The 23,328-nt window shown below is 72.1% G+C and carries 23 protein-coding genes and 1 riboswitch; of the genes, 7 read left to right on the top strand and 16 right to left on the bottom strand.

All coding sequences use genetic code 11. The features are described from left to right. Positions 1 to 146: 146 nt before the first annotated feature. Positions 147 to 1,184, bottom strand: a complete 1,038-nt coding sequence (locus tag ACZ6J5_RS34190) for an EamA family transporter (protein ID WP_469397829.1) — start codon at positions 1,182 to 1,184, stop codon at positions 147 to 149. A gap of 41 nt (positions 1,185 to 1,225) precedes the next feature. Continuing rightward, on the bottom strand, positions 1,226 to 1,759 hold the full coding sequence (locus ACZ6J5_RS34185; RefSeq protein ID WP_469397884.1) for a hypothetical protein: 534 nt from the start codon (positions 1,757 to 1,759) through the stop codon (positions 1,226 to 1,228). Positions 1,760 to 2,030: 271 nt separating this feature from the next. On the opposite strand from ACZ6J5_RS34185, the gene ACZ6J5_RS34180 reads away from it, so the two are divergent. Together ACZ6J5_RS34180 and ACZ6J5_RS34175 are read left to right on the top strand one after the other, a co-directional pair. Further along, positions 2,031 to 2,243 carry a hypothetical protein gene (locus ACZ6J5_RS34180; protein ID WP_469397828.1) on the top strand — a complete coding sequence of 71 codons (213 nt, stop codon included), beginning with the start codon at positions 2,031 to 2,033 and terminating at the stop codon, positions 2,241 to 2,243. Positions 2,244 to 2,312: 69 nt separating this feature from the next. Next, on the top strand, positions 2,313 to 2,741 hold the full coding sequence (locus ACZ6J5_RS34175; RefSeq protein WP_469397827.1) for a type II toxin-antitoxin system Rv0910 family toxin: 429 nt from the start codon (positions 2,313 to 2,315) through the stop codon (positions 2,739 to 2,741). A gap of 73 nt (positions 2,742 to 2,814) precedes the next feature. Here the strand turns inward: ACZ6J5_RS34175 and ACZ6J5_RS34170 are convergent, their stop codons facing one another. Further along, entirely contained in the window at positions 2,815 to 3,420 is a 606-nt protein-coding gene (locus tag ACZ6J5_RS34170) for a PadR family transcriptional regulator (protein WP_469397826.1), read from the bottom strand. Between the two features lie 191 nt (positions 3,421 to 3,611). On the opposite strand from ACZ6J5_RS34170, the gene ACZ6J5_RS34165 reads away from it, so the two are divergent. Then, positions 3,612 to 4,325 carry a class I SAM-dependent methyltransferase gene (locus ACZ6J5_RS34165; protein WP_469397825.1) on the top strand — a complete coding sequence of 238 codons (714 nt, stop codon included), beginning with the start codon at positions 3,612 to 3,614 and terminating at the stop codon, positions 4,323 to 4,325. 113 nt (positions 4,326 to 4,438) lie between these two features. Beyond that, positions 4,439 to 5,248 (top strand): PhzF family phenazine biosynthesis protein, encoded by an 810-nt coding sequence (locus ACZ6J5_RS34160; protein WP_469397824.1) that lies wholly within the window; start codon positions 4,439 to 4,441, stop codon positions 5,246 to 5,248. Between the two features lie 75 nt (positions 5,249 to 5,323). On the opposite strand, the gene ACZ6J5_RS34155 is transcribed toward ACZ6J5_RS34160, so the two are convergent. Next, complete coding sequence (locus tag ACZ6J5_RS34155) at positions 5,324 to 6,130, bottom strand: CPBP family intramembrane glutamic endopeptidase (RefSeq protein WP_469397823.1); 807 nt, start codon at positions 6,128 to 6,130, stop codon at positions 5,324 to 5,326. Between the two features lie 60 nt (positions 6,131 to 6,190). Next, positions 6,191 to 7,699: a glutamate-cysteine ligase family protein gene (locus ACZ6J5_RS34150; protein WP_469397822.1), complete on the bottom strand. Its 1,509-nt coding sequence runs from the start codon at positions 7,697 to 7,699 to the stop codon at positions 6,191 to 6,193. Between the two features lie 484 nt (positions 7,700 to 8,183). Between ACZ6J5_RS34150 and ACZ6J5_RS34145 the strand changes: the two genes are divergently transcribed. Next, positions 8,184 to 8,783 (top strand): hypothetical protein, encoded by a 600-nt coding sequence (locus ACZ6J5_RS34145; RefSeq protein WP_469397821.1) that lies wholly within the window; start codon positions 8,184 to 8,186, stop codon positions 8,781 to 8,783. Positions 8,784 to 9,089: 306 nt separating this feature from the next. Next, positions 9,090 to 9,296 carry a DUF5999 family protein gene (locus ACZ6J5_RS34140; protein ID WP_362483423.1) on the top strand — a complete coding sequence of 69 codons (207 nt, stop codon included), beginning with the start codon at positions 9,090 to 9,092 and terminating at the stop codon, positions 9,294 to 9,296. Between the two features lie 76 nt (positions 9,297 to 9,372). Here the strand turns inward: ACZ6J5_RS34140 and gcvP are convergent, their stop codons facing one another. Further along, a complete protein-coding gene (gene gcvP, locus ACZ6J5_RS34135; protein WP_469397820.1) occupies positions 9,373 to 12,258 on the bottom strand; it encodes an aminomethyl-transferring glycine dehydrogenase in 2,886 nt (961 codons plus the stop codon). 180 nt (positions 12,259 to 12,438) lie between these two features. Beyond that, positions 12,439 to 12,537: riboswitch (glycine riboswitch) on the bottom strand. 113 nt (positions 12,538 to 12,650) lie between these two features. Between gcvP and ACZ6J5_RS34130 the strand changes: the two genes are divergently transcribed. After that, entirely contained in the window at positions 12,651 to 13,025 is a 375-nt protein-coding gene (locus ACZ6J5_RS34130) for a PRC-barrel domain-containing protein (RefSeq protein ID WP_469397819.1), read from the top strand. An 83-nt stretch (positions 13,026 to 13,108) separates the two neighbouring features. On the opposite strand, the gene ACZ6J5_RS34125 is transcribed toward ACZ6J5_RS34130, so the two are convergent. The 10 genes from ACZ6J5_RS34125 to ACZ6J5_RS34080 form a co-directional block, all read right to left on the bottom strand. Further along, positions 13,109 to 14,503: a DNA polymerase IV gene (locus ACZ6J5_RS34125; RefSeq protein WP_469397818.1), complete on the bottom strand. Its 1,395-nt coding sequence runs from the start codon at positions 14,501 to 14,503 to the stop codon at positions 13,109 to 13,111. Positions 14,504 to 14,567: 64 nt separating this feature from the next. After that, positions 14,568 to 15,179, bottom strand: coding sequence for a MerR family transcriptional regulator (locus tag ACZ6J5_RS34120; protein WP_469397817.1), 612 nt, complete (start codon positions 15,177 to 15,179; stop codon positions 14,568 to 14,570). Positions 15,180 to 15,361: 182 nt separating this feature from the next. Further along, positions 15,362 to 15,835 (bottom strand): bifunctional nuclease family protein, encoded by a 474-nt coding sequence (locus ACZ6J5_RS34115; RefSeq protein WP_362483415.1) that lies wholly within the window; start codon positions 15,833 to 15,835, stop codon positions 15,362 to 15,364. Between the two features lie 53 nt (positions 15,836 to 15,888). Continuing rightward, complete coding sequence (gene ftsR / locus ACZ6J5_RS34110) at positions 15,889 to 16,629, bottom strand: transcriptional regulator FtsR (RefSeq protein ID WP_469397816.1); 741 nt, start codon at positions 16,627 to 16,629, stop codon at positions 15,889 to 15,891. Between the two features lie 28 nt (positions 16,630 to 16,657). Next, positions 16,658 to 17,602 (bottom strand): FHA domain-containing protein, encoded by a 945-nt coding sequence (locus tag ACZ6J5_RS34105; protein ID WP_469397815.1) that lies wholly within the window; start codon positions 17,600 to 17,602, stop codon positions 16,658 to 16,660. 60 nt (positions 17,603 to 17,662) lie between these two features. Next, the gene (locus tag ACZ6J5_RS34100; protein ID WP_469397814.1) at positions 17,663 to 18,553 is read right to left on the bottom strand and encodes a DUF881 domain-containing protein; all 891 of its coding nucleotides are present in this window, start codon (positions 18,551 to 18,553) and stop codon (positions 17,663 to 17,665) included. A 5-nt stretch (positions 18,554 to 18,558) separates the two neighbouring features. Further along, positions 18,559 to 18,891 carry a small basic family protein gene (locus ACZ6J5_RS34095; protein WP_015032176.1) on the bottom strand — a complete coding sequence of 111 codons (333 nt, stop codon included), beginning with the start codon at positions 18,889 to 18,891 and terminating at the stop codon, positions 18,559 to 18,561. Further along, positions 18,888 to 19,829 carry a DUF881 domain-containing protein gene (locus ACZ6J5_RS34090; RefSeq protein WP_469397883.1) on the bottom strand — a complete coding sequence of 314 codons (942 nt, stop codon included), beginning with the start codon at positions 19,827 to 19,829 and terminating at the stop codon, positions 18,888 to 18,890. Before ACZ6J5_RS34090 ends, ACZ6J5_RS34095 begins: the two co-directional genes overlap by 4 nt. Before the next feature lie 103 nt (positions 19,830 to 19,932). Beyond that, positions 19,933 to 22,428: a sugar phosphate nucleotidyltransferase gene (locus tag ACZ6J5_RS34085; RefSeq protein WP_469397813.1), complete on the bottom strand. Its 2,496-nt coding sequence runs from the start codon at positions 22,426 to 22,428 to the stop codon at positions 19,933 to 19,935. A gap of 116 nt (positions 22,429 to 22,544) precedes the next feature. Continuing rightward, a complete protein-coding gene (locus ACZ6J5_RS34080; RefSeq protein WP_362483405.1) occupies positions 22,545 to 23,153 on the bottom strand; it encodes a CDP-alcohol phosphatidyltransferase family protein in 609 nt (202 codons plus the stop codon). Positions 23,154 to 23,328: the final 175 nt, after the last annotated feature.

The following is a 23,328-nucleotide window of genomic DNA, read 5'->3' as shown; positions in this document are numbered from 1 at the left end:
GGGGATCACCGAGGTCCGCGGAGGGGCGTCGACGAGCCGCCCGGGGGCCTGTGCCGGCGGCCCCGGGCCCGGTCTTCGTCAGGAGTGCGCGCCGCCCGCGCTAGGCGGCGGGAGGCGGCAGGACGGTCGCGTGCATGGGCGGCACCCTAGGACGCGGACCGCTCGACGGACAACGGGCTTTCCCCGTCGGCCCGCTCGTGCCCCGCCGCGCCTTCCGGACCGCCGCCCGGCACGGTGCCCGCCGTCCCGCCCTGGGCGACCGGCGCCTCGGCCGCCGCCTTGGGCGTGGCGGACTGGGCGATGAAGGCGCCCACGAGGACGACGGCGCCGCCCGCGATCTGCGCGGGGCCGAGGTGTTCGGCGAGCAGCACCCAGGCGAGGACGGTCGCGATGACCGCCTCCAGGCAGGCGACCACTCCGGCGACCTGCGGGGAGAGCTTGCGCACCGACACGACGCCGGTGGCGTACGCGAGGACGGTGGCGATCAGGACGATCCAGCCGAGCAGCAGCCAGGCGGGGGCCGCCGTGCCGTTCAGGTCGGCGGTGCCGCCGAGGACGGCCCAGTCCATCCGCCAGGGGCGGGCGAGGACGGTGAGGACGACGGCGCCGACGAGGAGCCCGTACGCGATGACGCCGATCGGGTCGACCGGTTCGGCCTCGTCGCGGCCCTGGTCGGACAGGACGAAGTAGCCGACCTGGCAGCAGGCGGCGGCCAGCGCGAGGAGGAGGCCGAGGAGGTCGAAGCTGAGCCCGGACCAGACCTGGACGACGCAGGCGAGCCCGCCGACGGCGAGCACGACACCCACGGCCGCCCGCCGGGTGACCGGCCGCTTCTGGACGAACCGGACCCAGCCGAGGACCAGCGCCGGGGCCAGGTACTCGATGAGCAGCGCGACCCCGACGGGGATGCGCGAGAGGGAGGCGAAGTAGAAGCCCTGGACACCGGCGACGGCGAGGAGTCCGAACCCGGCCAGCAGGGCGGGCTTGCGGCGGACCAGATCGCGGTGGCGCCAGGCCACCGGGAGCATGACGAGGGCGGCGCCGGCGACCCGGAGCCACACCACGTGGAGCGGGTCGAGGCCCGCTTCGATGAGCGGCTTGGCCGCCACTCCCGAACCACCGAAAGCGAAGGCGGAGACCAGGGCGAGTCCCAGGCCAGCGCTTTTCTCCTGAGACGCGTGCATCGGGCCATCATGACAGGACGCGGTCAGGCGCGTAACCCCTGTTACACCTGTTGAGACGGCAGGCCGATCCGGAGGGCCAGTTCACGCGGTTCGACACCGGCGCGGCGCAGCACCTCGCCGGCCCGGTTGGCGGGATCGGCGGCGAGCGCGGCGAGCAGGTCGAGGCCGCGCACGCGGTGCTCGCCTCGGACGGCGGCGCGCTCGAAGGCCCCGGCGAGGGCGGCGGCCGCCGCGGGCGACCAGCCCGCCGCGGCCGCCTGGTCGCCGCGCGGGACGGGCAGGGCCGCGCCGGTGTCCTCGACGGAGCCCTGCCAGCGCAGCCCGTAGCCGATGGAGCGCTGGACCAGGTAGCCGAGGACCCTGGCCCGCTGGCCGGCGCCCTCGAAGGCGGTGGCGGTCTCGGGGTCCGCCTCCAGGAGGGAGTGCAGCAGATGGGCGGTGTCGACCTGCCGGTCGCCGTCCCGCAGCGCGCGGCGCCGGGCGCCGGTGACGGCGGTCACCAGCTCGACGGTCAGGGCGTCCTCCAGCTCAGCCCGGCGGCTCGCGGGCAGCCGGGGCGGCACGGGCGCGGGCAGCGGGGCGCGGGGCCCGGGGGCGCGCCGGGCCCGGGACGCGCCGGGCGCGGGGTCGGGAGGGACGGGAGTTCGCACCCTCCCACCTCATCAGCCCCGACAAGCCGGGGCATCCCCGGCGAGAAGCATCTGCGCGTCCCACCGGAGTCGGGCACGAACGACCGAGCCCTCCTCCTTACGGATGAGATCCGGCGAGTTCCGCATCCGGGGCGCGCGCCGCCTTGCCATCCGCCCCGGACGCAACCACGGGGGCGTCCCGTATCGTCCTTCAGGCATGTTCTGGATGGTGGCTCTCCTCGCGCTCGACGGGCGGCAGTACGTCTACCGCGTGTACGCACCGCGGGCGGCGCTGCCGGCCGACCTCTTCTGGGCCGCCTTCCACTGCCACGACGAGAGCGGCGGCCCGCGCGTCTCCGACCTCTTCGACTCCGCGCGGATCTGGTGGATCGGCGACGAGACCGCAGAACTGACGGTTCATCAGTATTGAATGTTGGCGCCGCCGGGGCTACGTTCCGCGACACCGAAAGCCGACAGGTACGCGTGAAGGGGTGGTCGCATGGCCGAGGTCAGCGCGGAGGCACGGATCGAGGCTCCGGCCGAGAAGGTGTGGGCGCAGCTCACCGACTTCGACTCGTACGGGAAGTGGAACGCCACCCACACGAACTTCCCGAACGGCGGTCCGGCCACCCTGGAGGCGGGCGCAACCTTCGCCGAGAACATGAAGCTCATGGGCTTCCCCGCCGAGGTGACCTGGACGGTGGAGGAACTGGAGGAGGGCCGGGTGCTCGCGATCCGCGGCAAGGGCCCGATGGGCGTGACGGTCGGCACCCGCTACGCCCTGGCCGCCGACGCCGGGGCCACCACGGTACGGATCGACGGGGAGTTCACGGGTGCGGCCGTCTCCCTGATGGCGGGCAAGCTCAAGGACTCGGCCACGGCGGCGCTCACGGAGTCGCTGCGCAAGCTGGCCGGCCTGGTCGCCTGACCGGACGCTCCCTACGCCCGAAGGGCCCCGCGGCACACGGCCGCGGGGCCCTTCGTCCCTCCCGGGCGGCGCCTCAGCGCTCGTCGGCGAGGATCAGGTACAGCTTCTTACGGGCCTCGTTGATGACCTCCACGGCCTTCTGCCGCTGGTCGGGCGTGCCGGTCTTCCAGACCTGCCCGAAGGCCTCCATCAGGCCGAAGCCGGCCTGCCGGATCTCGTTCACGGCCTCCCAGTCGACGCCGCGCCCGGCCTCCTCCCACGGGGCCTCGGGCCCCGACTCGGCCTCGGTCCGGCCGGCGTCGGTGAGCGTGAACAGCTTCTTGCCGCCCTCGCTCTCGCTGCCGATCAGCCCCTCGTCCTCCAGCATCTGGAGGGTCGGGTAGACCGAACCGGGGCTGGGCTTCCAGGCCCCGCCACTGCGCTCGACGATCTCCTGGATCATCTCGTAGCCGTGCATCGGGCGGTCCTTCAGCAGCGCCAGGATCGAGGCGCGCACATCGCCCCGCCGGGCCCGGCCGCGGCCTCCGCCGCGCCCCCGCCCGCCGAAGCCGCCGCCGCCCCAGGGTCCGCCGCCGAATCCGGGCCCGAAGGGCCCGAAGGCGGCGCGGCGCCCTTCGAATTCACCACGAGGTCCGGGTCCGCGGTGACCGTGTCCGTGCTCATGTCCATAGGTACGCATCGCAACGCTCCTTCCGTCGAGATTCATCGTTGAACTGTCGCGATGCCTCAACGATATATCGGAACAGTTCGTTAAGCAACACCCGACCGAAGAAGGGCTCCGGCCTGCGACGACGCGCCACCCGGACGCGCCGTTTGCCGAAGCGGCAACAGGAGTGGCCCGACCGGGCAGCGAGGGGGGACGTTGGCCCCATGAGCGACGACCACATCACCGCGGCACCGTCCGCGACCGGCACCTCCCCGGCCGGCACCTTCCTGTCCGGCACCTTCCTGTCCGGTGACGGCTACCTCGGAGACCCCGCGGTGCGGGCGGAGTGGGACGGCCGCTACGCCGAGCGGCAGCAGCTATGGAGCGGCCGGCCCAACGGCGCGCTCGTCGCCGAGGTCGCCGGGCTCACGCCCGGGCGGGTGCTCGACGTCGGCTGCGGCGAGGGCGCCGACGCCGTCTGGCTCGCGCGCGGCGGCTGGGACGTGACCGCGCTCGAGGTCTCCGGCCTGGCCCTGGACCGGGCGGCCACGCACGCGCGGGACGCGGGCGTCACCGTTCGCTGGATCCACGCCGGGCTGGCCGAAGCGGCGCTCCCGCCGGGCTCCTTCGACCTGGTCTCCGCGCAGTACCCGGCCCTGCCGCGCACCCCGGACGCCTCGGCCGAGCGGGCGCTGCTGTCGGCCGTCGCGCCCGGCGGCGTGCTGCTGCTCGTCCACCACGCGGGGATGGAGACCCGGGACCCGGACGAAGGCGGCTTCGACCCGGCCGACTACGTCTGGCCCGCGATGGTCGCCGCCCTCCTCACCGACGACTGGACGGTGGAGGTGGACGAGCAGCGGCCCCGCGTGGTCCCCGAAGGCGGCGCCGGCGCACACCACGCCGACGACGTGGTGGTGCGCGCGCGACGGCTGCGCTGAGCCCCCTCCCGGCCACCGGACCGGTCCGGTGGCCGGCCCCGCCGACCCGACCGGTCCAGTGCTCCCGGATTGGCCTTGGCCCGGTCTTCCGGCGCTCGGGTACGGTCCGGCTCATGCGGATTCGTATCGTCGACGCCTTCACCGACCGGCCCTTCTCGGGCAACCCCGCCGGAGTCCTGCTCCTCGACTCCTTCCCCGACGACGCCTGGCTCCGGCAGGTCGCCGCCGAGGTCAACCTCTCCGAGACCGCCTTCGCCCATCCGCTGCCGCCGGGCGGCGAGGCCGACTGGGCGCTGCGCTGGTTCACCCCCACCACCGAGGTGGACATGTGCGGCCACGCCACCCTCGCCACCGCGCACGTCCTGCACACCACCGGCGCGGCCACCGGCACCGTCCGCTTCGCGGCCCGCTGCGGGATCCTCGGCGCCACCGCCGCGCCCGACGGCAGCATCACGATGGACTTCCCGACCTCCTCGCTCACCCCGGCGACCGCCCCCGAAGGGCTGGCGAAGGCGCTCGGCGCCGAACCCCTCGCCGTACACGACACCGCCGCCCACATCGGCGACCTGCTCGTGGAGTTCCGCGACGAGGCGACCGTGCGGGGCCTCGCCCCGGACTTCGCCGCGCTGGCCCGGCTCTCCCGGCGGGGCGTCATCGCCACCGCGATCGCCGACCGGCCCGAGGGCGCCTACCAGTTCGTCTCGCGCGGCTTCTTCCCCGCCGTCGGCGTCGACGAGGACCCGGTCACCGGCAGCGCCCACACCGCCCTCGCGCCCTACTGGTCCGCCCGCTTCGGCCGCGAGGAGCTGACCGGCTTCCAGGGCGGTGCCCGCACCGGTCTGGTCCGCACCCGGCTGCGCGGCGAGCGCACCCTCCTCACCGGCCACGCGGTCACCGTCATCGACGGCGAACTGCACGGCTGAACGACTGAACGGGGCCCCGACACGCCGAAGAGGGGCGCACGGCCCGTGCCGTACGCCCCTCTTCGTCCCTCCGCCTCACGGCGTCGGCAGCCAGCCCACCTTCCCGGCGAGCAGCCCGTATCCGACGAAGGCCACGATGTCGAGCAGCGCGTGCGCGACCACCAGCGGCCCCACCCGCCCCCACCGCCGGTACAGCCACACGAAGACCACGCCCATCACCGCGTTGCCGATGAAGCCGCCGATCCCCTGGTACAGGTGGTACGAGCCGCGCAGCAGCGCGCTCGCCGCCATCGAGGCGCGCGGCGACCAGCCGAGCTGGTCCAGCCGGCGCAGCAGATAGCCGACGACGATGACCTCCTCCAGTACGGAGTTCTGGATCGCCGACAGCACCAGCACCGGGTACTTCCACCACACGTCCGGCAGCGACTCGGGCACCACCGTGAGGTTGAAGCCGGACGCCCGCGCCGCGATGTAGAAGGCGAGCCCCGCGCTGCCGATCCCGGCCGCGACGAGCGTCCCGCGCCCCAGGTCCGGCCACGGCCGGGTCCGGTCGAAGCCGATCGCCCGCAGCCCGCGCGTGGCGCCGCCCTCGCGCAGCAGCAGGTGCGCGACGAGGACGACCGGGACCAGTGCGGTCGCGATGCCGAACAGCTGCCAGGACAGGTCGAGCCAGGGCCGCCCCGGCGCGTAGGAGCCGTTGAGCGTGGCGGCCTGGTCCTTCAGCGCGCCCGGTTTGGTGAGCGAGCCGATGAAGCTGATGAGCGCGGAGACCCCGCTCGCGCCGAGCGACAGCGCGAGGACGATCAGCGTCTCGTCGCGCAGCACCCGGCGCGGGAGCCCCTCCGGGGGCGGGAAGGCGTCCACCACTCGTTGCTCCGACACCACACCTGTCTCCCATTCCCCACAGCGACCCGGGTACGGGAACCCTACCCAGGGCGTGGCCTAGGAGGCGCGCTCCACCCCCACCGGCCAGCTGTGCACGGGCTCCCCGGTCAGCATCAGCTCCCGGTAGCGGCGGGTGGTCGCCACCAGCGCCGCCTCCCGCGCGAGCCCGGAGTCCAGCGCCCGGTGGAAGGTCTCGGCCTGCCACGAGGCCCCGTTGACGCGCCGCCGGCAGCGCTCCTCGATCACGCCGAGGTAGAAGTCCCGGTCCCGGGGCTCCACGTGCCAGGCGTCGAGCCCCGACGCGGCCAGCGGCAGCATCTCGTCGAGGACCAGCTTCACCGCCGGTACGGTCGCGAGCCCGCCCGAGCGCCCGGAGCGCGGCCAGCGCAGCTCGGCCTCGATGCCGTGGCGGCAGGCGGTGTCGAAGTTGTGCTCGGCGTCCTGGAACGCCATCCGCTTCCAGACCGGCCGCGAGTCGTCCGCGAGCGCCCGCACCAGCCCGTAGTAGAAGGCGGCGTTGGCGACGACGTCGGTGACCGTGGGGCCGGCCGGCAGCACCCGGTTCTCCACCCTCAGGTGCGGGACGCCGTCGACCCAGCCGTACACGGGCCGGTTCCAGCGGTAGACCGTGCCGTTGTGCAGCACGAGCTCCTGGAGCTTCGGCACCCCGCCCTCGTCGAGCACGCGCAGCGGGTCCTCGTCGTCGCACAGCGGCAGCAGCGCCGGGAAGTAGCGCAGGTTCTCCTCGAAGAGGTCGTACGCCGAGTCCACCCAGCGCTCCCCGAACCAGGTGCGCGGGCGCACCCCCTGCGCCTGGAGCTCGGGCGTCCGCGTGTCGGTGGCCTGCGTGAACAGCGGCGGCCGGGACTCCCGCCACAGCTCCCGGCCGAAGAGGAAGGGCGCGTTGGCGCCGACGGCTATCTGCACCCCGGCGATGGCCTGTGCCGCGTTCCACACGGCCGCGAAGCGCGGCGGGGTCACCTGGAGGTGCAGCTGCACCGAGGTGCAGGCGGCCTCCGGCACGATGGAGGCGGAGGTGCAGAGCAGCCGCTCCACGCCGTGGATGTCGAGGGTGAAGTCCTCCCCGCGCGCGACCAGGATCTGGTCGTTCAGCAGCTTGTAGCGGTCGGCGGCGGAGAGGTTCTCCAGGACCGCGTCCCCGTGCGCGAGGGTCGGCAGGATACCGATCATGACGACACCGGCGCCGACCTCCGCGGCCTTGCGGTCGGCATATCCGAGCCCGGTCCTGAGCTCCTCGGCGAGCCGGTCGAAAACATGGTCGCCGAGCCGGTGCGGAGCGATGTTCACTTCCAGATTGAACAATCCGAGTTCGGTCTGGAAATCGGGACTCGCGATACGGTCCAGCACCGGCGCGTTGAGCATCCTGGGCAGGCCGTCCGCGCCCGCGAGATTGAGTTCGATCTCCATACCCATCAGATTGCGGGGCTTGTCGAACCGTTTCTCCGCCAGGAGCCTCGCGAGTCCCGCGAGACACTGCTGCAGCTTTCGGCGGTAGCGCTGTCGGTCGGCCGGGCCGAACCCGTCCGTCACGACCTTCTCCCCCATCGAAGGGTCCCTCCCCGAGTGGCGGCCGAGACGACGGCCGTGAGCGTCACGGACCATGATGCCCAGCCGACTGATCCATAACGCCTGCGGTACGTACCGGTGTACGGATAATGTGAACGGGATCTCCATCGGCAGAGACCGAGAGCACCGGGCAATCGACATATACCAAAGTCATATTGTCCGGCACGGGGGGATCGGGATTCGGCCGACCCCTTCCTCCGGGAAAGTGCAGGCAGGCGTTCCGCCGGACGCGAGCATTCCACCGAATCACCCTGGAAATACGACCGAATGACTCCTTGTCAGGAATATCGGCGCCGTCTAGCGGAAACACTGTGTGAACACGTGTCGTATAAACTCCGTGAACGAGGCAGAGTGTTGGCGCCCGGCCATGAGCTCGACGGCCCCCTCCTCTGGCCCCGTCGCCGACAGCGCCGTCGTATCTGCCCACGCGTCACCGTGTCTCCTGAGTGAGAGGCGACCCACCATGCTCCGACCCTCCCCGGCCCCCGCGCCGGCTCTTCGCAGTGTCCTCACGGCCCTCGGTTCACCGACCGCCGTCTGTGAGGCCCGCACCCCCGCACTGCGAGCCGCGCAGGGACCGCTGAGCCCCGAACTGCCGCTGCCCGTGCACGTGCTGGGCGTCACCGGCACCACCGGCCCGGCGGGCCCGCCGCCGCGTACCCGGCTGGCCGGCTGGCGCTTCCTGATCCGGAGCGGGGAGCGCGCCATCGCCGCGGCGGACACCATGCTCACACCAGACGGCTGGTCGTTCTCCCACTTCTTCGAGGGCCCCTACGTCTCCTCCACCGAACGGGCCCTGATCCAGGCCGAGGCGCTGCTCACCCCGTACCAGCCGCGGCTGCTCTCCGTACCGGAGCTGTACATGCTGACCCTGTGGCTGCACGCCGACCCGGACGCCGACGGGCACACCGCCGTCCCCGGTCCGGCCGACCTGCTGGTGCCGCTCTCCCCCGCACCCCCGGGAATCGCCGCCAACCACCCCTACCGGGTCGCCGACCTCCTGCCCGTGCTCAGCCTGCGCCTCGCGCCGCCGCCCCTGCTGGGCTCCGCGGCGCCCGCCTGATCCACCCCGCACGCGGCCCGCGCCCCGGGAGCCCCTGGCCCCCCGGGGCGCACTGCTGTCCGAGCCCCCCTCCCGTTCGGACTAGCCCGCTCGGACCACCCCGAACCCCCCGAAGAGACGGTGCAGTTGACCTGAACCGCCCCTGAGGGTGATGCGTCTTCCCAGGAGAGGACGAGCTGCCGTGAAATACCTGCGGAACGCCGTCCATGGGGCAAGACTGGACCGGAACCGAACCGACCTACGGGGGCGGCGATGCATCCGAAGAGCCGCAGGACATCCACCACGACGCAGCGAAAGAACCCACCCATGTGCCAGCACCAGCCCGCCTGTCCCACCGCCCACTCCGCCGACCGGGAGGCGGCCCGCCTCATGGCCCACCACCCGGAACAGGGCTGGAGCCTGCTGTGCAACGGCGTCCTGCTCTTCGAGGACACCGGTGAGCTGCTGCCCGACGGCCAGATCATCGCCCCGCACCGCCCGCTGACGGCGGCCAGCGTGACGACGGCGGCCTGAGCCACCCTGAGAACACGGCGAGGGCCGGCCCGGAGAAGAATCCGGACCGGCCCTCACGTCATGCGCGGGGTGCCGCTCAGTGGTCGTACTCGTCCAGCGGCGGGCAGGAGCAGACCAGGTTGCGGTCGCCGAAGGCGCCGTCGATGCGGCGCACCGGCGGCCAGTACTTGTCGGCGACCGAGACGCCGGCCGGGAAGACGGCCTCGTCACGGGTGTACGGGTGGTTCCACTCGCCGCCCAGCGCCGCCGCGGTGTGCGGGGCGTTGCGCAGCGGGTTGTCCTCGGCCGGCCACTCGCCGGAGGCGACCTTCTCGATCTCGCCGCGGATCGCGATCATCGTGTCGCAGAAGCGGTCGAGCTCGGCCAGGTCCTCGGACTCGGTGGGCTCGATCATCAGCGTGCCGGCCACCGGGAAGGACATGGTCGGCGCGTGGAAGCCGTAGTCGATCAGGCGCTTGGCGATGTCGTCGACGCTGACGCCGGTCGCCTTCGACAGCGGGCGCAGGTCCACGATGCACTCGTGGGCGACCAGGCCGGCCGGGCCGGTGTAGAGCACCGGGAAGTGCGGCTCCAGGCGCTTGGCGATGTAGTTCGCCGCGAGCACGGCCACCTGGGTGGCGCGCTTGAGGCCCTCGCCGCCCATCAGGCGCACGTACGACCAGGAGATCGGCAGGATGCCGGCCGAGCCCCACGGGGCGGCCGAGATCGGGCCGACGCCGGTCTCCGGGCCCGCGGTGGGCTGGAGCGGGTGGTTCGGCAGGTACGGGGCGAGGTGGGCGCGGACGCCGACCGGGCCGACACCGGGGCCGCCGCCGCCGTGCGGGATGCAGAAGGTCTTGTGCAGGTTCAGGTGCGAGACGTCGCCGCCGAACTTGCCCGGCTTGGCGAGGCCGACCAGCGCGTTGAGGTTGGCGCCGTCGACGTACACCTGGCCGCCGGCCTCGTGCACCTCGGCGCAGATGTCGGCGACGTGCTCCTCGAAGACGCCGTGCGTCGAGGGGTACGTGATCATCAGCACGGACAGCTCGTCGCGGTACTGCTCGATCTTGGCGCGCAGGTCGGCGACGTCCACCTCGCCGTCGTCGGCGGTCTTGACGACGACGACCTTCATGCCGGCCATCACCGCGGAGGCGGCGTTGGTGCCGTGCGCGGAGGAGGGGATGAGACAGACGGTGCGCCGCAGGTCGCCGTTGGCGCGGTGGTAGGCGCGCACGGCCAGCAGACCGGCGAGCTCGCCCTGGGAGCCGGCGTTCGGCTGGATGGAGACCTTGTCGTAGCCGGTGACCTCGGCGAGGCGCTCCTCCAGCTCGGTGATGAGCGTGAGGTAGCCGCCGGCCTGCTCGACCGGGGCGAAGGGGTGCATCTGGCCGAACTCGGGCCAGGTCACCGACTCCATCTCGGTGGTCGCGTTCAGCTTCATGGTGCAGGAGCCGAGCGGGATCATGCCGCGGTCCAGCGCGTAGTCGCGGTCCGAGAGGCGGCGCAGGTAGCGCAGCATCGAGGTCTCGGAGCGGTGCGCGTGGAAGACCGGGTGGGTCAGGAACGCGTCCGCGCGGAGCGCGTCGACGGGCAGCGCGTCCTCGGTGGCGGTGTCCAGGGCCTCGACGTCGCCGGTGACGCCGAAGGCGCCCCAGACGGCGGCGAGCGTGCCGCGGGTGGTGGTCTCGTCGCAGGACATCGACACGTGGTCGGCGTCGACGCGGTAGAGGTTGACCCCGGCCTCGCGGGCGGCGGCGACGACAGTGTCGGCGCGGCCCGGCACGCGGGCGGTCAGGGTGTCGAAGAAGGCGCCCTGGGTGAGCTCGACGCCCCCGGCGCGCAGCCCGGCGGCGAGGACGGCGGCGTACCGGTGGGTGCGGCGCGCGATCCCCTTCAGGCCCTCGGGACCGTGGTAGACGGCGTACATGCCGGCCATGACGGCGAGGAGCACCTGCGCGGTGCAGATGTTGCTGGTGGCCTTCTCGCGGCGGATGTGCTGCTCGCGGGTCTGCAGGGCCAGGCGGTACGCCTTGTTGCCGTCGGCGTCGACGGAGACGCCGACCAGGCGGCCGGGGAGCGAGCGGGCGTGCTTGTCCTGGACGGCCATGTAGCCGGCGTGCGGACCGCCGAAGCCCATCGGGACGCCGAAGCGCTGGGTGGTGCCGACGGCGATGTCGGCGCCGAGCGAGCCGGGCGAGGCGAGCAGGGTCAGCGCGAGCAGGTCGGCGGCGACGGTGACGATCGCGCCGAGCTCGTGGGCCTGGTCGATGACCGGCTTGATGTCGCGGACGGCACCGGAGGCGCCCGGGTACTGGAGCAGCACGCCGAAGACGCCGCGCTCGGCGATCTCGGCGGGGACGCCGGCCGACAGGTCGGCGACGACGACCTCGACGCCGGTGGGCTCGGCGCGGGTCTCGATGACGGCGATGGTCTGCGGCAGGGCGTCGGCGTCGACGAGGAAGACGCCGTTCTTCACCTTGCCGACGCGCCGGGACAGCGCCATGGCCTCGGCGGCGGCGGTGCCCTCGTCGAGCAGCGAGGCGCCGGAGGTGGGCAGACCGGTGAGGTCGGCGACCATGGTCTGGAAGTTCAGCAGGGCCTCCAGGCGGCCCTGCGAGATCTCCGGCTGGTACGGCGTGTAGGCCGTGTACCAGGCCGGGTTCTCCATGACGTTGCGCAGGATGACCGGCGGGGTGAAGGTGCCGTAGTAGCCGAGGCCGATCATCGGCGCCAGGACCTGGTTGCGGTCGGCGAGCTCGCGCAGCTCGGCGAGGACCTCGGCCTCGGTGCGGGCGGCGGGCAGGCCGAGCGCCTCGGCGTTCTTGATGACGTCCGGCACGGCCGCGGCCGTCAGCTCGTCGAGGGAGCCGTACCCGACCTGGGCGAGCATCTTCGCCCGCGCCTCGGTGTCGGGCCCGATGTGCCGCTGCTCGAAGGGAATGCCCTGCTCGAGCTCGGAGAGCGGAATGCGGTTGGCGGTCATGCTGCGGGGGCCTCCTGGTCGTCACGACCTGCGAGGGGCACCACGGCGCGGGTGCCCGGACGGCCTCCCCCTCTGTCATCTCAACCTGAGAGCTTCACCGGCCATGCCCGAGGGCAGGACCGGCTTTCACCGTCGGTGAGAGCGGATGCCGTCGACGCCCGCCCTGCTTTCCAGAGTGACCTCGTCCACGCGGTACAGGGGCCTGAGAGATTCCGGGGAGGATTTGCTCCTTCGGCGCCCCCGAAAGGTTTCTTCGGTGGACTCTCCCGCGCAGGGTCGACAGCCACAGCCAGCCTACCAGCGCGGTTGAGCCCGTAGTCGCTCAAGTGGCCGACATCCCAGTTGTGCACTTTCGTAGGGGTGTAGAGCAGTTGCGACCAGTTGGAGGGACCGTGCAGACCGATATCGATCCGCGCAGCCTGATCGGCCGCAAGGCGTTCGACCGGAACGGACACAAGATCGGGACCGTGGACGAGGTGTACCTGGACGACGCGACGGGCGTCCCCGAATGGGCCGCGGTGCGCACCGGCCTGTTCAGCCGCGACGCGTTCGTCCCCCTGGAGCCGAGCGAGCTGGTGAGCGGCGGCCTCCGCATCCCCTATGAGCGGGCCCTGATCAAGGACGCCCCCGACTTCGGCGTGGGCCGCCACCTCTCCCCCGAACAGGAACTCCAGCTCTACCGCCACTACAGCCTCGCCCTGCCCCCGCCGCCCCCGGACACCCCGTCCCGGGACTTCGGCCGCCTGGCGGGCCAGGAGGACACGTAGAGCCCCCTCGCAGCACCCCCCTCCCCTCCCCTCTCGTCCCCTCAAGGGCCCCGCCCGCGCCACCCGGTCCGGGCGGGCCCGTCCTACGGCACCAGCGGCAGCGGCTCCGAGGGCTCCAGCGCCGGGTCGTCCACCGAGAACGTCCGCACCCGCCCCGGCACCGCCGCCCACGGCTCCTCGAAGCGCACGGTGACCCGCCCCAGGCCGCTGCCCTGCACCCACCCGGCCCCGTACTCCGCGTGCCGCACGTCCCGCCCCGGCGCCCACTCCCGCTCGGCGCCGTCGGCCGCCCCGGCGGTCACCGGCGCGGGCCCGGCCGGCCCCGCGCCCCCCGCACCCTCCGGGGCCTCCGCCACAGCGGCCCCCGCCACCTCCGCGCGGGCCTCCGCCTCGGCCGCCGCCTCCACCTCGGCCTGCGCGAACAGGTCCTCCTGCGTGTAGTCGGCCAGCCCGCTGACCCCGACCCCGAGCAGCCGCACCCCGCCCGTGGTGTCCACCAGGTCGAGCAGCCGCGCCGCCGCCTCCCGGACCACCACCGGGGCGTCCGTCGGCCCCCGCAGCGTCTCCGACCGGGTCAGCGTCGAGAAGTCGTAGCGCCGCACCTTGAGCACGATCGTCCGCCCCGAGTGCCCCGAGGCCCGCAGCCGCGCCACGCACCGCTCGGCCAGCCGCTCCACCTCCAGCCGGATCCGCAGCCGGTCGTGCAGGTCCACGGCGAAGGTGTCCTCGACGGAGACCGACTTGGCGTCCCGCTCGGCCACCACCGGCCGGTCGTCGTGCCCGAGGGCCATCAGGTACAGCGAGCCGCCGTGCGCCCGGCCCAGCAGCCGTACGAGCTCGTCCTCGCCCGCCTCGACCACCTCGGCGACCGTCGTGATCCCGGCCCGCCGCAGGTGCTCCCCGGTGGCCGGCCCGACGCCCGGGATGATCCGCACCGACCGAGGCCCCAGCAGCTCCCGCTCGGTCCCCGGCTCGATCAGCACCATCCCGTCCGGCTTGGCCTCCTCCGAGGCGATCTTCGCCAGCATCTTCGACCCGGCCAGCCCGACCGAACCGGTCAGCCCCGTCGTCGCGAGGATGTCCCGCCGCAGCCGCTCCCCCGCCGCCCGCGCGCCCGCGCTGTCGTCGGCGACCCCGCCGGCCTCCAGGTCCACAAAGGCCTCGTCCAGGCTGAGCGGCTCGACCAGCGGCGACAGCCGCCCGAGCAGCTCCATGACCTGTCCGCTGATCGCGCGGTAGAAGGCGAAGCGGGGCACCAGATACGCCGCGTTCGGCGCGAGCCGTCGCGCCTGCGCCATGGGCATCGCCGAGTGCACCCCGAAGCGCCGCGCCTCGTACGAGGCCGTCGCCACCACCCCGCGCGGCCCCAGACCCCCCACGACCACCGGTTTCCCGCGCAGGCTCGGCTTGGAGGCCTGCTCCGCCGCGGCGAAGAAGGCGTCCATGTCGAGATGCAGGATGGTGGGCGCGGCTCTCACGCCTCCGATGCTGCCCTACGGCACTGACAACGGGGCGGCGGCGAGGCCGCGGGCCCGCCGGGCGTCAGACCGCGCGGTCCCGCCGGCGGCGCGCCAGCTCGTCCGTGGGGTTGTGCCCGATCAGCGTCTCGCCCGTGTCGATCCGCTCGCCGTGCAGCTGCGACAGCGCCGACTCGACGTCCCGCCACACCACGCCGACGGCGATGCCGAAGACGCCCTGACCGCCCTGGAGCAGGTCCACGACCTCGTCCGGCGAGGAGCACTCGTACACCGTGGCGCCGTCGCTCATGAGCGTCATCCGCTCCAGGTCGCGAAAGCCCCGCCGACGCAGGTGCTGCACGGCCGCCCGGATGTTCTGGAGCGCGACCCCGGTGTCCAGGAAGCGCTTGACGATCTTGAGGACGACGACGTCCCGGAAGCTGTACAGCCGCTGCGTGCCGGACCCGTAGGCGGGCCGCACGCTCGGCTCGACCAGCCCCGTACGGGCCCAGTAGTCCAATTGCCGGTAGGTGATGCCGGCCGCCGCACAGGCCGTGGGGCCGCGGTAACCGATCTCCTCCGGGCCGGCGCTCACGTCCCCGCCGAAGTCGCCCACACTGCCGTGAAGCGGATACGGGCCCTTCTCCCCGGGGGCACGCCCCGGAAAGCCCCCTGCCGTACCGTCGCCGCTGCTCATCACGCCGACCCTCCGTCCTTGACCTGCCCACTCGAAGGTAGGCAGTCACTCGGGGTGCGTCAACGATCGCCACACTCGGCACGCCGAGTGATAATCACCCTGAGAGTGGTTTCACGTGCCCCTCTCCGGGGTAAGGCTACTCGAATGTGCCGAAAACGGCCCGCGGCCACGGCCGCCCGGGCCTACTGGCTGCCGGTCTCGAAGTCCTCGGGCGAGATCTGGTCGAGGAACTCGCGGAACTTCTCCACCTCGTCCTCCTGCTCGTCCGGGATCGCGATCCCCGCGTCGTCGAGCACCCCGTCGCTGCCGTAGATCGGCGTCCCGGTGCGCAGCGCCAGGGCTATCGCGTCGGAGGGCCGGGCACTCACCTCCACCCCGCTGGCGAAGACCAGCTCGGCGTAGAAGACCCCGTCGCGCAGATCCGTGATGCGGACCTCGGAGAGCTCCTGCCCCACGGCCTCCAGCACGTCCTTGAAGAGGTCGTGCGTCAGCGGCCTGGCGGGGGCCATGCCCTGCTGGGCGAAGGCGATCGCGGTCGCCTCGCCCGGTCCGATCCAGATGGGGAGGTACCGATCGCCTCCCACTTCACGCAGGAGCACGATCGGCTGGTTGGAGGGCATTTCCACCCGGACACCCACAACGTCGAGCTCGTTCACACAGCAACCCTAGGACGTGCCCGACCGGTTTGGGTAGTCGGGCCGTCCGCCGATCACGTCGACCGCAGCCCCAGGGCGGTCTGGACCAGTGCCGCGTGCAGCCGTACGGAGAGCCCGGCGAGCTCCTTCGCGGTCGCCTCGGCATGGGCCCTGGTCTGCGGATTACGGTGCCGCCGCAGCGGTGCGACCATCTGTTCGATCAGCCCGGCCTCGCGCTCCGCCGCCGCCTTCACGGCCCGCAGATGGCGCGGCTCCAGACCGAATCTCCCCAGATCCGCCACCAGTTTGGCGACCGTCACCGTCTCGGCGTCGTAGCCGCCGCCGTCGACCGGGGCGATCAGCCCGTACGACTCCCACTCGGCCAGCTCGACCTCGGTGACCTCGGCCGCCGCGAGCAGCTCCGCGCGCCCGATCCGGGCCGCGGTGGGCCGCTCGGCGTCCGCGTCCCAGGCCCCGTCCAGCAGGTCCCGCTGCGGGCTCGGGGAGGGCAGTTTGACCTGCTCCCCCCGCTCCAGGGCGTCCAGGTGCTCGCGGATGACCTTCAGCGGGAGGTAGTGGTCCCGCTGCATCCGCAGGATCTGGGCGAGCCGCTCCACGTCCCGCGCACTGAACTTCCGGTACCCGGAGGCCGTCCGCTGGGGCTCGACCAGCCCCTCGGCCTCCAGGAACCGGATCTTGGAGATGGTCACTTCCGGAAACTCGTCGCGCAGCCGGTTCAGCACCATACCGATGCTGACCAGCTCGCCCGCGGCGGCGGCGCCGTGTCCGGCACCGCCCGTCGGTGTTCGCAGCATGGACCTTCCCTGAAGGTTCTCCGGAGCGTCACACGCCCCGCTGGCTCGCGAAGAACACGAGCCGGTACTTGCCGATCTGCACCTCGTCCCCGTTGGCCAGAACGACCGAGTTCGCGTCGATCTGCTCCCGGTTGACATAGGTGCCGTTGAGGCTGCCGACGTCCGCCACCGTGAAGGTGCCGTCCGGCTGCCGGCGGAACTCCACGTGACGGCGCGACACGGTCACGTCGTCCAGGAAGATGTCGCTCTGCGGGTGCCGCCCGGCCGTCGTCAGCTCGCCGTCCAGGAGGAAGCGGCTGCCCGAGTTCGGACCACGGCGCACGATCAGCAGCGCCGCACCGCCCGGCAGGGCCTCGACCGCCGCCAGCGCCTCGGCCGACAGCGACGGAAGCTGCGTCTGCCCGGTGACCTCCGCGTCGTAGGCCTCCAGGCCCGAGATGGAGATCGTCGAGGTGGTCTCGGAGGCACGCTCCGGCGCCACCCCGCCCCGCAGCGGCGTACCGCAGTGGGAGCAGAAACGGCTGTCCGCCGTGTTGCGGTGACCGCACCTCGTGCACACCGGCATGGACGCGCCCTCCTGCCGCGGCTGACCCGCGGAGGTCTGTGTCGCGTACGGGTCGGGCACAAACCCTCCACCCGTACCTGAGGTTGATGGTTCTCCGAAACCTATGCGGGCGGCACCTGCGGGGTCAACAGACGACGCGCCCTGACCGCCGACCTCATCGCGGAAGAGCGGGCGCTCGCCGCCCTGTTCCTCGCTCTGGGCGTGGCGCGGGGCGCGGTGCCTGGCGCTGCCGCCGTCCTCGCTTGCGCTCTTGCCGAACAACTTCGAAAACCACTTCACGGGCGATTCCCCTTGACCGAAACAGACCCGCCCGTGGGGCAGGACGAACCCTGACTCAACACACCTGCCGACCCGGACATCTTCACAACGTCCGTAACCACTCGACAGTTTCCACCACGCACCACCCATGTGGTGCGGCGACCCCCCGCAACATCATGCGCTTGTCGTGTGACCCTCATCGCCCCCGCCTCACTGCGAGGACGACTGAGCGTAGTCAGGCCGCTTCGCAGGCCGCAAGGCGTCGACGACGATCTTCCCGGAACGCTGCACCGTGGCCGTGGCCTGCTCCTTCTCCAGTGTCTGGACGACACCGCCGGGGATGTTGAGCGCGGGCTCCAGATCCTCCGGCTTGCCGATGACCTTGAAGACGTACGGAGCGGTCACCTTCGTTCCATCGATCCGCATGTCATTGCCGCTTCCCGAGAAGTAGCTGTCCGCGACGACCCGGACACCGTCCACCTGGATCGCCTCCGCGCCGGCCGCCCGCAGCTCCTGGATCGCGTCGAGCAGCATGTCCGACTCGATCGCGCCGCTCGCGTCCGTGATCGTCAGCGTGATGCCCGGCCCCTCGGCGGCGACCGTACCGGCCAGGATGCCCAGCTGCTGCTGCTTCTCCTGCGTCTGCTTCCGGGCCTCCTCCGCCTGGTCCGAGCTGGACTCCAGCTCCGAGCGCTGCTGGTCGAGACGCGTCTTCTCGTCCTCCAGCCGCTGGGTGCGGTCGTCGAGCTCGTCGAGGATGCGCACCAGGTCCTCCTGGCGGGCCCCCCGCAGCGCGCTGTTGTCGCTGGTGGACCGCACCTGGATGGCCAGCCCGAGACCCAGCACGAACAGCAGCAGCGCCACCACCAGTTGGGCCCGGGTCACCCGGGGCGGCCACAGGCTCGCGGCGAGCCGCTGCCGTCCCGACACCTCCGGTTTCGCGGGCGCCGCCGGCGGCGGCTCGGCGGCCGGGGGCGGGGCCACCGGCGGCAGCGGCACCGAGGCGCGCGGCGGGACCGAGGCGTCCTGCGGGCGCGCGGCGCCGCCCTCGGCGGCCCCGCTCCGCCCGTCCGGCCCGTCCGGCCTGTCCTGCTCGTTCATCGGCCTCACGCCCGGAACACGTGCCGCCGGATGGCGGCCGCGTTGGAGAAGATCCGGATGCCGAGGACGACGACCACACCCGTCGACAGCTGCGCGCCCACGCCCAGCTTGTCGCCGAGGAAGACGATCAGCGCCGCCACGACCACGTTCGACAGGAAGGACACCACGAAGACCTTGTCGACGAAGATCCCGTCGAGCATGGCCCGCAGGCCGCCGAAGACCGCGTCCAGGGCGGCGACCACGGCGATCGGAAGATAGGGCTCGACCACCGCGGGAACCTCGGGCCGGACCAACAGTCCGACCACGACGCCCACGATCAGGCCCAGTACGGCGATCAAGATGTGCCCTTCCCTGTCTCGGCCGCGGCCCGCCCGGTGGCCTTGGCCGCCCCGGCTCCCCTCGGCTCTGCTGTACGTACGATCAGGCTCGGCGCGGCCGGCAGACGGATGTCGCCCTCGGCCGTGATGCTCGTCCGGATCCCGAAGTTCTCCTGCAGCGCGTGCAGGTACTGGCCGTCGGCGCTGTCCTGGAACGCGGTGCTCAGCCGCTGCCCGTCCCCGACGGCGAGGACCGTGTACGGCGGCACCAGCGGCTTGTTGTCGACCAGTATGGCGTCGCCCGCGGCCCGGATCGCCGACAGCGCGGTCAGCCTCTGCCCGTTGATCGACACGGCCTCCGCGCCCGACTCCCACAACCCGTTCACGATGCGCTGCATGTCACGGTCGCGCACCCGCCCGGTGTCCGAGAACCCGGCGCTCTCCCGCGGCCCGCCACCGCCCCCGTCCGAGGCGCCCTTGGCGTCGTCCACGACCAGCTTCACGCCGGGCCCGTGCACCGGGGTCGCCCCCGACAGCAGCGCCACCAGCTCGCCCTGGTCGCCGCCGTGCTGCTCCAGCGCCTTCCGCTGCCGCTCCCCGACCTCACCGCGCAGCCGCTCGACGTCCTGCTCCAGCTTGTCGGCGGCGGAGGTCTCCGACTCGATCCGGTCGATCAGGTCCTGTCGCTCCTTGGCCACGACCGGCGCGGACACCCGCGCCTCGGCCGCGCCCAGCGTCACCACGGCCGCCGCGAGCACCAGCCCGGCCGCCAGGCCGAGCTTCGCCCGGACCGTACGGGGCACCCCGCCGCCCTCGGCGGCACGGCGGGCCGACGCCTCGGCGTACCCGTCGTCCAGCGCGTGGTCGATCACGTTGTTCAGCAGCGACATGGACGCGTCCGGGCGCGGAGGCGGTGATCCTGTGCTCCGAACGGGGGGCTGCTGCGACATGCCGCACATCGTCGCACGTCGCACGGCCTACCACCGAATGGCCCCACCGCGGGGCCGGGAGGCGTCCGAAGCCGCCTCCCGGCCCCGCGGACCGCACGGGACCCGCGTCCCCCTAGTGACCTGCGCTCTCGACGACCGCCGACCACTCGTCGAGCAGGGCCTGCGCGGAAGCGTCGTCGGGACCCTCCGCCCACAGATGGGTGACGGCCTCGGCCGGGTCGGGCAGCACCATCACCCAGCGCCCGTCGGTCTCCACCACCCGCACGCCGTCGGTGGTGTCCACGGACCGGTCCCCGGCCGCCTCCACCACCCGGCGCATGACCAGGCCCTTCACCGCCCACGGCGTCGCCAGGTCCCGCTTCAGCACATGGGCCCGAGGGATCCGCGCGTCGATCTGGCTCAGGGTCAGCTGGGTCCGCGCCACCAGGCCGATCAGCCGGACGAAGGCCGCCGCCCCGTCGAAGACGGAGCTGAACTCGGGCACGATGAACCCGCCCCGGCCGTCCCCGCCGAAGATCGTCGACTCCTCGCGCCCGACCCTCGTGAGGTCGTCCGGCGAGGTCGTCGTCCACTCCACCTGCGTGCCGTGGTACGCGGCGACCTGCTCGGCGATCCGCGTCGTCGTCACCGGCAGCGCGACCCGCCCGGACCGCCGCTCGGCGGCCACGAGGTCGAGCAGCACCAGCAGCGCCCGGTCGTCCTCGATGATCCGGCCCCGCTCGTCGACCAGCGAGAGCCGCTCGCCCACCGGGTCGAAGCGCACCCCGAACGCCGCCCGCGCGGACGCCACGATCTCCCCGAGCCGCACCAGCCCGGCCCGCCGGCTCTCCACCGACTCGGTCGGCCGGGACTCGTCCAGACCGGGGTTGATCGTCAGCGAGTCGACCTGGAGCCGCCCGAGCAGGCTCGGCAGCACGAGCCCCGCACTGCCGTTGGAGGCGTCCACGACGACCTTCAGCCCCGCCTCGGCGATCCCGGTCGTGTCCACGTTCCGCAGCAGCGAGCCGGTGTACGAGTCGAAGACGCTGGCCGGGAAGGACAGGTCGCCGATCTCCCCAGGGAACGCCCGCCGGTACTCCTGGCGCGCGAAGACCCGGTCCAGCTTCCGCTGCCCGGCCTGCGACAGATCGGCGCCCCGCTCGTCGAAGAACATGATGTCGAGCGAGTCCGGCACACCCGGGGAGGTCCGCACCATGATCCCGCCGGCACTGCCCCGCGCGGTCTGCTGCCGCGCCACGGGCAGCGGTACGTTCTCCAGGTCGCGTACGTCGATGGCGCTGGCCTGCAGGGCGGAGATCACCGCCCGCTTGAGCGCCCGCGCGCCGCGCGAGTGGTCGCGCGCGGTGGTGACCGTCGCGCCCTTCTTCAGCGTGGTGGCGTACGCGCCGGCCAGCCGCACGGCCAGCTCGGGCGTGATCTCCACGTTGAGGATGCCGGAGACCCCGCGCGCGCCGAACAGGTGCGCCTGCCCGCGGGACTCCCAGATGACCGAGGTGTTGACGAAGGCGCCGGCCTCGATGGTCTTGAACGGGTACACCCGGACGTTGCCCTGCACGATCGACTCCTCGCCGATCAGGCACTCGTCCCCGATGACGGCCCCGTCCTCGATCCGGGCCGCCCGCATGACGTCGGTGTTCTTGCCGATGACACAGCCCCGCAGGTTGCTCTGCGGCCCGACGTAGACGTTGTCGTGGATGACGGCCTTGTGCAGGAAGGCGCCGCTCTTCACGACCACGTTGGAGCCGATCACGGTGTGCTCGCGGATCTCGGCGCCGGCCTCGACCTTCGCGTAGTCGCCGATGTACAGCGGCCCCCGCAGCACGGCGTCGGGATGGACCTCGGCCCCTTCGGCGACCCAGACGCCCGGGGAGATCTCGAAGCCGTCGATCTCGACCTGGACCTTGCCCTCCAGGACGTCCGCCTGGGCCTTCACATAGCTCTCGTGGGTGCCCACGTCCTCCCAGTAGCCCTCGGCGACATACCCGTAGACGGGTTTGCCCTCCTTCATCAACTGCGGGAAGACATCACCCGACCAGTCGACGGGAACATCCGGTTCGACGTAGTCGAAGACTTCGGGCTCCATGACGTAGATGCCCGTGTTCACCGTGTCCGAGAAGACCTGCCCCCAGGTCGGCTTCTCCAGGAATCGTTCGACCTTTCCTTCCTCGTCGACGATCGTGATGCCGAATTCCAGCGGATTGGGAACCCTGGTCAGGCAGACCGTGACGAGGGCGCCCTTCTCCTTGTGGAAGGCGATCAGATCACTGAGGTCGAAATCGGTGAGCGCGTCCCCCGAGATGACGACGAAGGCGTCGTCCTTCAACGCCTCCTCGGCATTCTTCACACTCCCCGCGGTACCGAGCGGCTTCTCCTCGTTCGCGTACGTGAGCTCCATTCCGAGCTCTTCGCCGTCCCCGAAGTAATTCCGTACGAGGGAGGCGAGGAATTGCACGGTCACGACGGTCTCGGTGAGACCGTGCCTCTTGAGCAGTCGCAGGACATGCTCCATGATCGGCCGGTTGGCGACCGGCAGAAGAGGCTTGGGCATACTCGAGGTCATGGGGCGCAGGCGGGTGCCCTCGCCACCGGCCATCACGACGGCCTTCATGTCGGAAGCGTCCTCCTTGAAGAGACGACGGTCCTGCCGACCTCACCCGTCCGTTGTCGGGCCCTCGGGCGTCCTCGATCCTGCCGGCGACGCTGCACGGCACGGGACGGACGGGCTCAATCGGCCGCGGTATCCGCCTTCACGAGTCGACGGACCTGGACCACGTAGAGGATCCCTGCCCACCAATACAGAGTTGTACCCCATCCGGCGAAGGCCCACCCGAAAACTTCAGCGAGTGACGAAAGCCAGCCCGTTCCGTCACTGAGCAGCAGCAGCGGGAACGCGTACATCAAGTTGAAAGTGGCAGCTTTCCCGAGGAAGTTCACCTGCGGCGGCGGATACCCGTGCCGGCGGAGAACCGCCACGGCGACCAGCAGCATCAGTTCGCGCGCCAAAAGGACGGCGGTCAGCCACAGCGGCAGGATCTCGCGCCAGGTGAGGCCGACGAGCGTGGAAAGGATGTACAGCCGGTCGGCGGCCGGGTCGAGCAGCCGGCCGAGGTTGCTGATCTGATTCCAGCGCCGGGCGAGCTTCCCGTCGAGATAGTCGCTGACGCCGCTCAGCGCCAGGACGAGCAGGGCCCAGCCGTCGCTGTTGGGACCGCCGAACACAGGCCGGAGGATCAACCACAGGAAAAGTGGCACGCCGACCAGGCGAGCCATGCTGAGGATGTTGGGGATGGTGAGGACTCGGTCCGTCTGAACGCGAGTCTCCTGGACCTCCACCCGGGGGCCTCCTGTGCGAGCGAGTTGACGATGTGCCCCATGACCTTACCCTCAGCCACGAGCTACGGATGACAGGGGGACCCCTGAACGCAGAAAAGCCCCGCACCATAAGGTGCGGGGCTTTCCCACAATGATTGTTCGGCGGCGTCCTACTCTCCCACAGGGTCCCCCCTGC

This window comes from Streptomyces sp. NPDC042100 (genome assembly GCF_055582325.1).
Note: the sequence above shows the minus strand (reverse complement) of the source record. Positions and strands in the feature narration are given on the sequence as shown.

Excerpts from the sequence above, each read along its gene's own strand:
- ACZ6J5_RS34190 (WP_469397829.1), bottom strand. The coding sequence starts at position 1,184 with ATGCACGCGTCTCAGGAGAAAAGCGCTGGCCTGGGACTCGCCCTGGTC.
- ACZ6J5_RS34160 (WP_469397824.1), top strand. The coding sequence starts at position 4,439 with ATGCGGATTCGTATCGTCGACGCCTTCACCGACCGGCCCTTCTCGGGC.
- ACZ6J5_RS34145 (WP_469397821.1), top strand. The coding sequence starts at position 8,184 with ATGCTCCGACCCTCCCCGGCCCCCGCGCCGGCTCTTCGCAGTGTCCTC.
- ACZ6J5_RS34105 (WP_469397815.1), bottom strand. The coding sequence starts at position 17,602 with ATGGGTGGTGCGTGGTGGAAACTGTCGAGTGGTTACGGACGTTGTGAA.
- ACZ6J5_RS34150 (WP_469397822.1), bottom strand. The coding sequence starts at position 7,699 with ATGGGGGAGAAGGTCGTGACGGACGGGTTCGGCCCGGCCGACCGACAG.
- gcvP (WP_469397820.1), bottom strand. The coding sequence starts at position 12,258 with ATGACCGCCAACCGCATTCCGCTCTCCGAGCTCGAGCAGGGCATTCCC.
- ACZ6J5_RS34085 (WP_469397813.1), bottom strand. The coding sequence starts at position 22,428 with ATGAAGGCCGTCGTGATGGCCGGTGGCGAGGGCACCCGCCTGCGCCCC.
- ACZ6J5_RS34175 (WP_469397827.1), top strand. The coding sequence starts at position 2,313 with ATGGCCGAGGTCAGCGCGGAGGCACGGATCGAGGCTCCGGCCGAGAAG.
- ACZ6J5_RS34120 (WP_469397817.1), bottom strand. The coding sequence starts at position 15,179 with ATGAGCAGCGGCGACGGTACGGCAGGGGGCTTTCCGGGGCGTGCCCCC.
- ACZ6J5_RS34140 (WP_362483423.1), top strand. The coding sequence starts at position 9,090 with ATGTGCCAGCACCAGCCCGCCTGTCCCACCGCCCACTCCGCCGACCGG.
- ACZ6J5_RS34100 (WP_469397814.1), bottom strand. The coding sequence starts at position 18,553 with ATGAACGAGCAGGACAGGCCGGACGGGCCGGACGGGCGGAGCGGGGCC.
- ACZ6J5_RS34090 (WP_469397883.1), bottom strand. The coding sequence starts at position 19,829 with ATGTGCGGCATGTCGCAGCAGCCCCCCGTTCGGAGCACAGGATCACCG.
- ACZ6J5_RS34170 (WP_469397826.1), bottom strand. The coding sequence starts at position 3,420 with ATGCGTACCTATGGACATGAGCACGGACACGGTCACCGCGGACCCGGA.
- ftsR (WP_469397816.1), bottom strand. The coding sequence starts at position 16,629 with ATGCTGCGAACACCGACGGGCGGTGCCGGACACGGCGCCGCCGCCGCG.
- ACZ6J5_RS34165 (WP_469397825.1), top strand. The coding sequence starts at position 3,612 with ATGAGCGACGACCACATCACCGCGGCACCGTCCGCGACCGGCACCTCC.
- ACZ6J5_RS34180 (WP_469397828.1), top strand. The coding sequence starts at position 2,031 with ATGTTCTGGATGGTGGCTCTCCTCGCGCTCGACGGGCGGCAGTACGTC.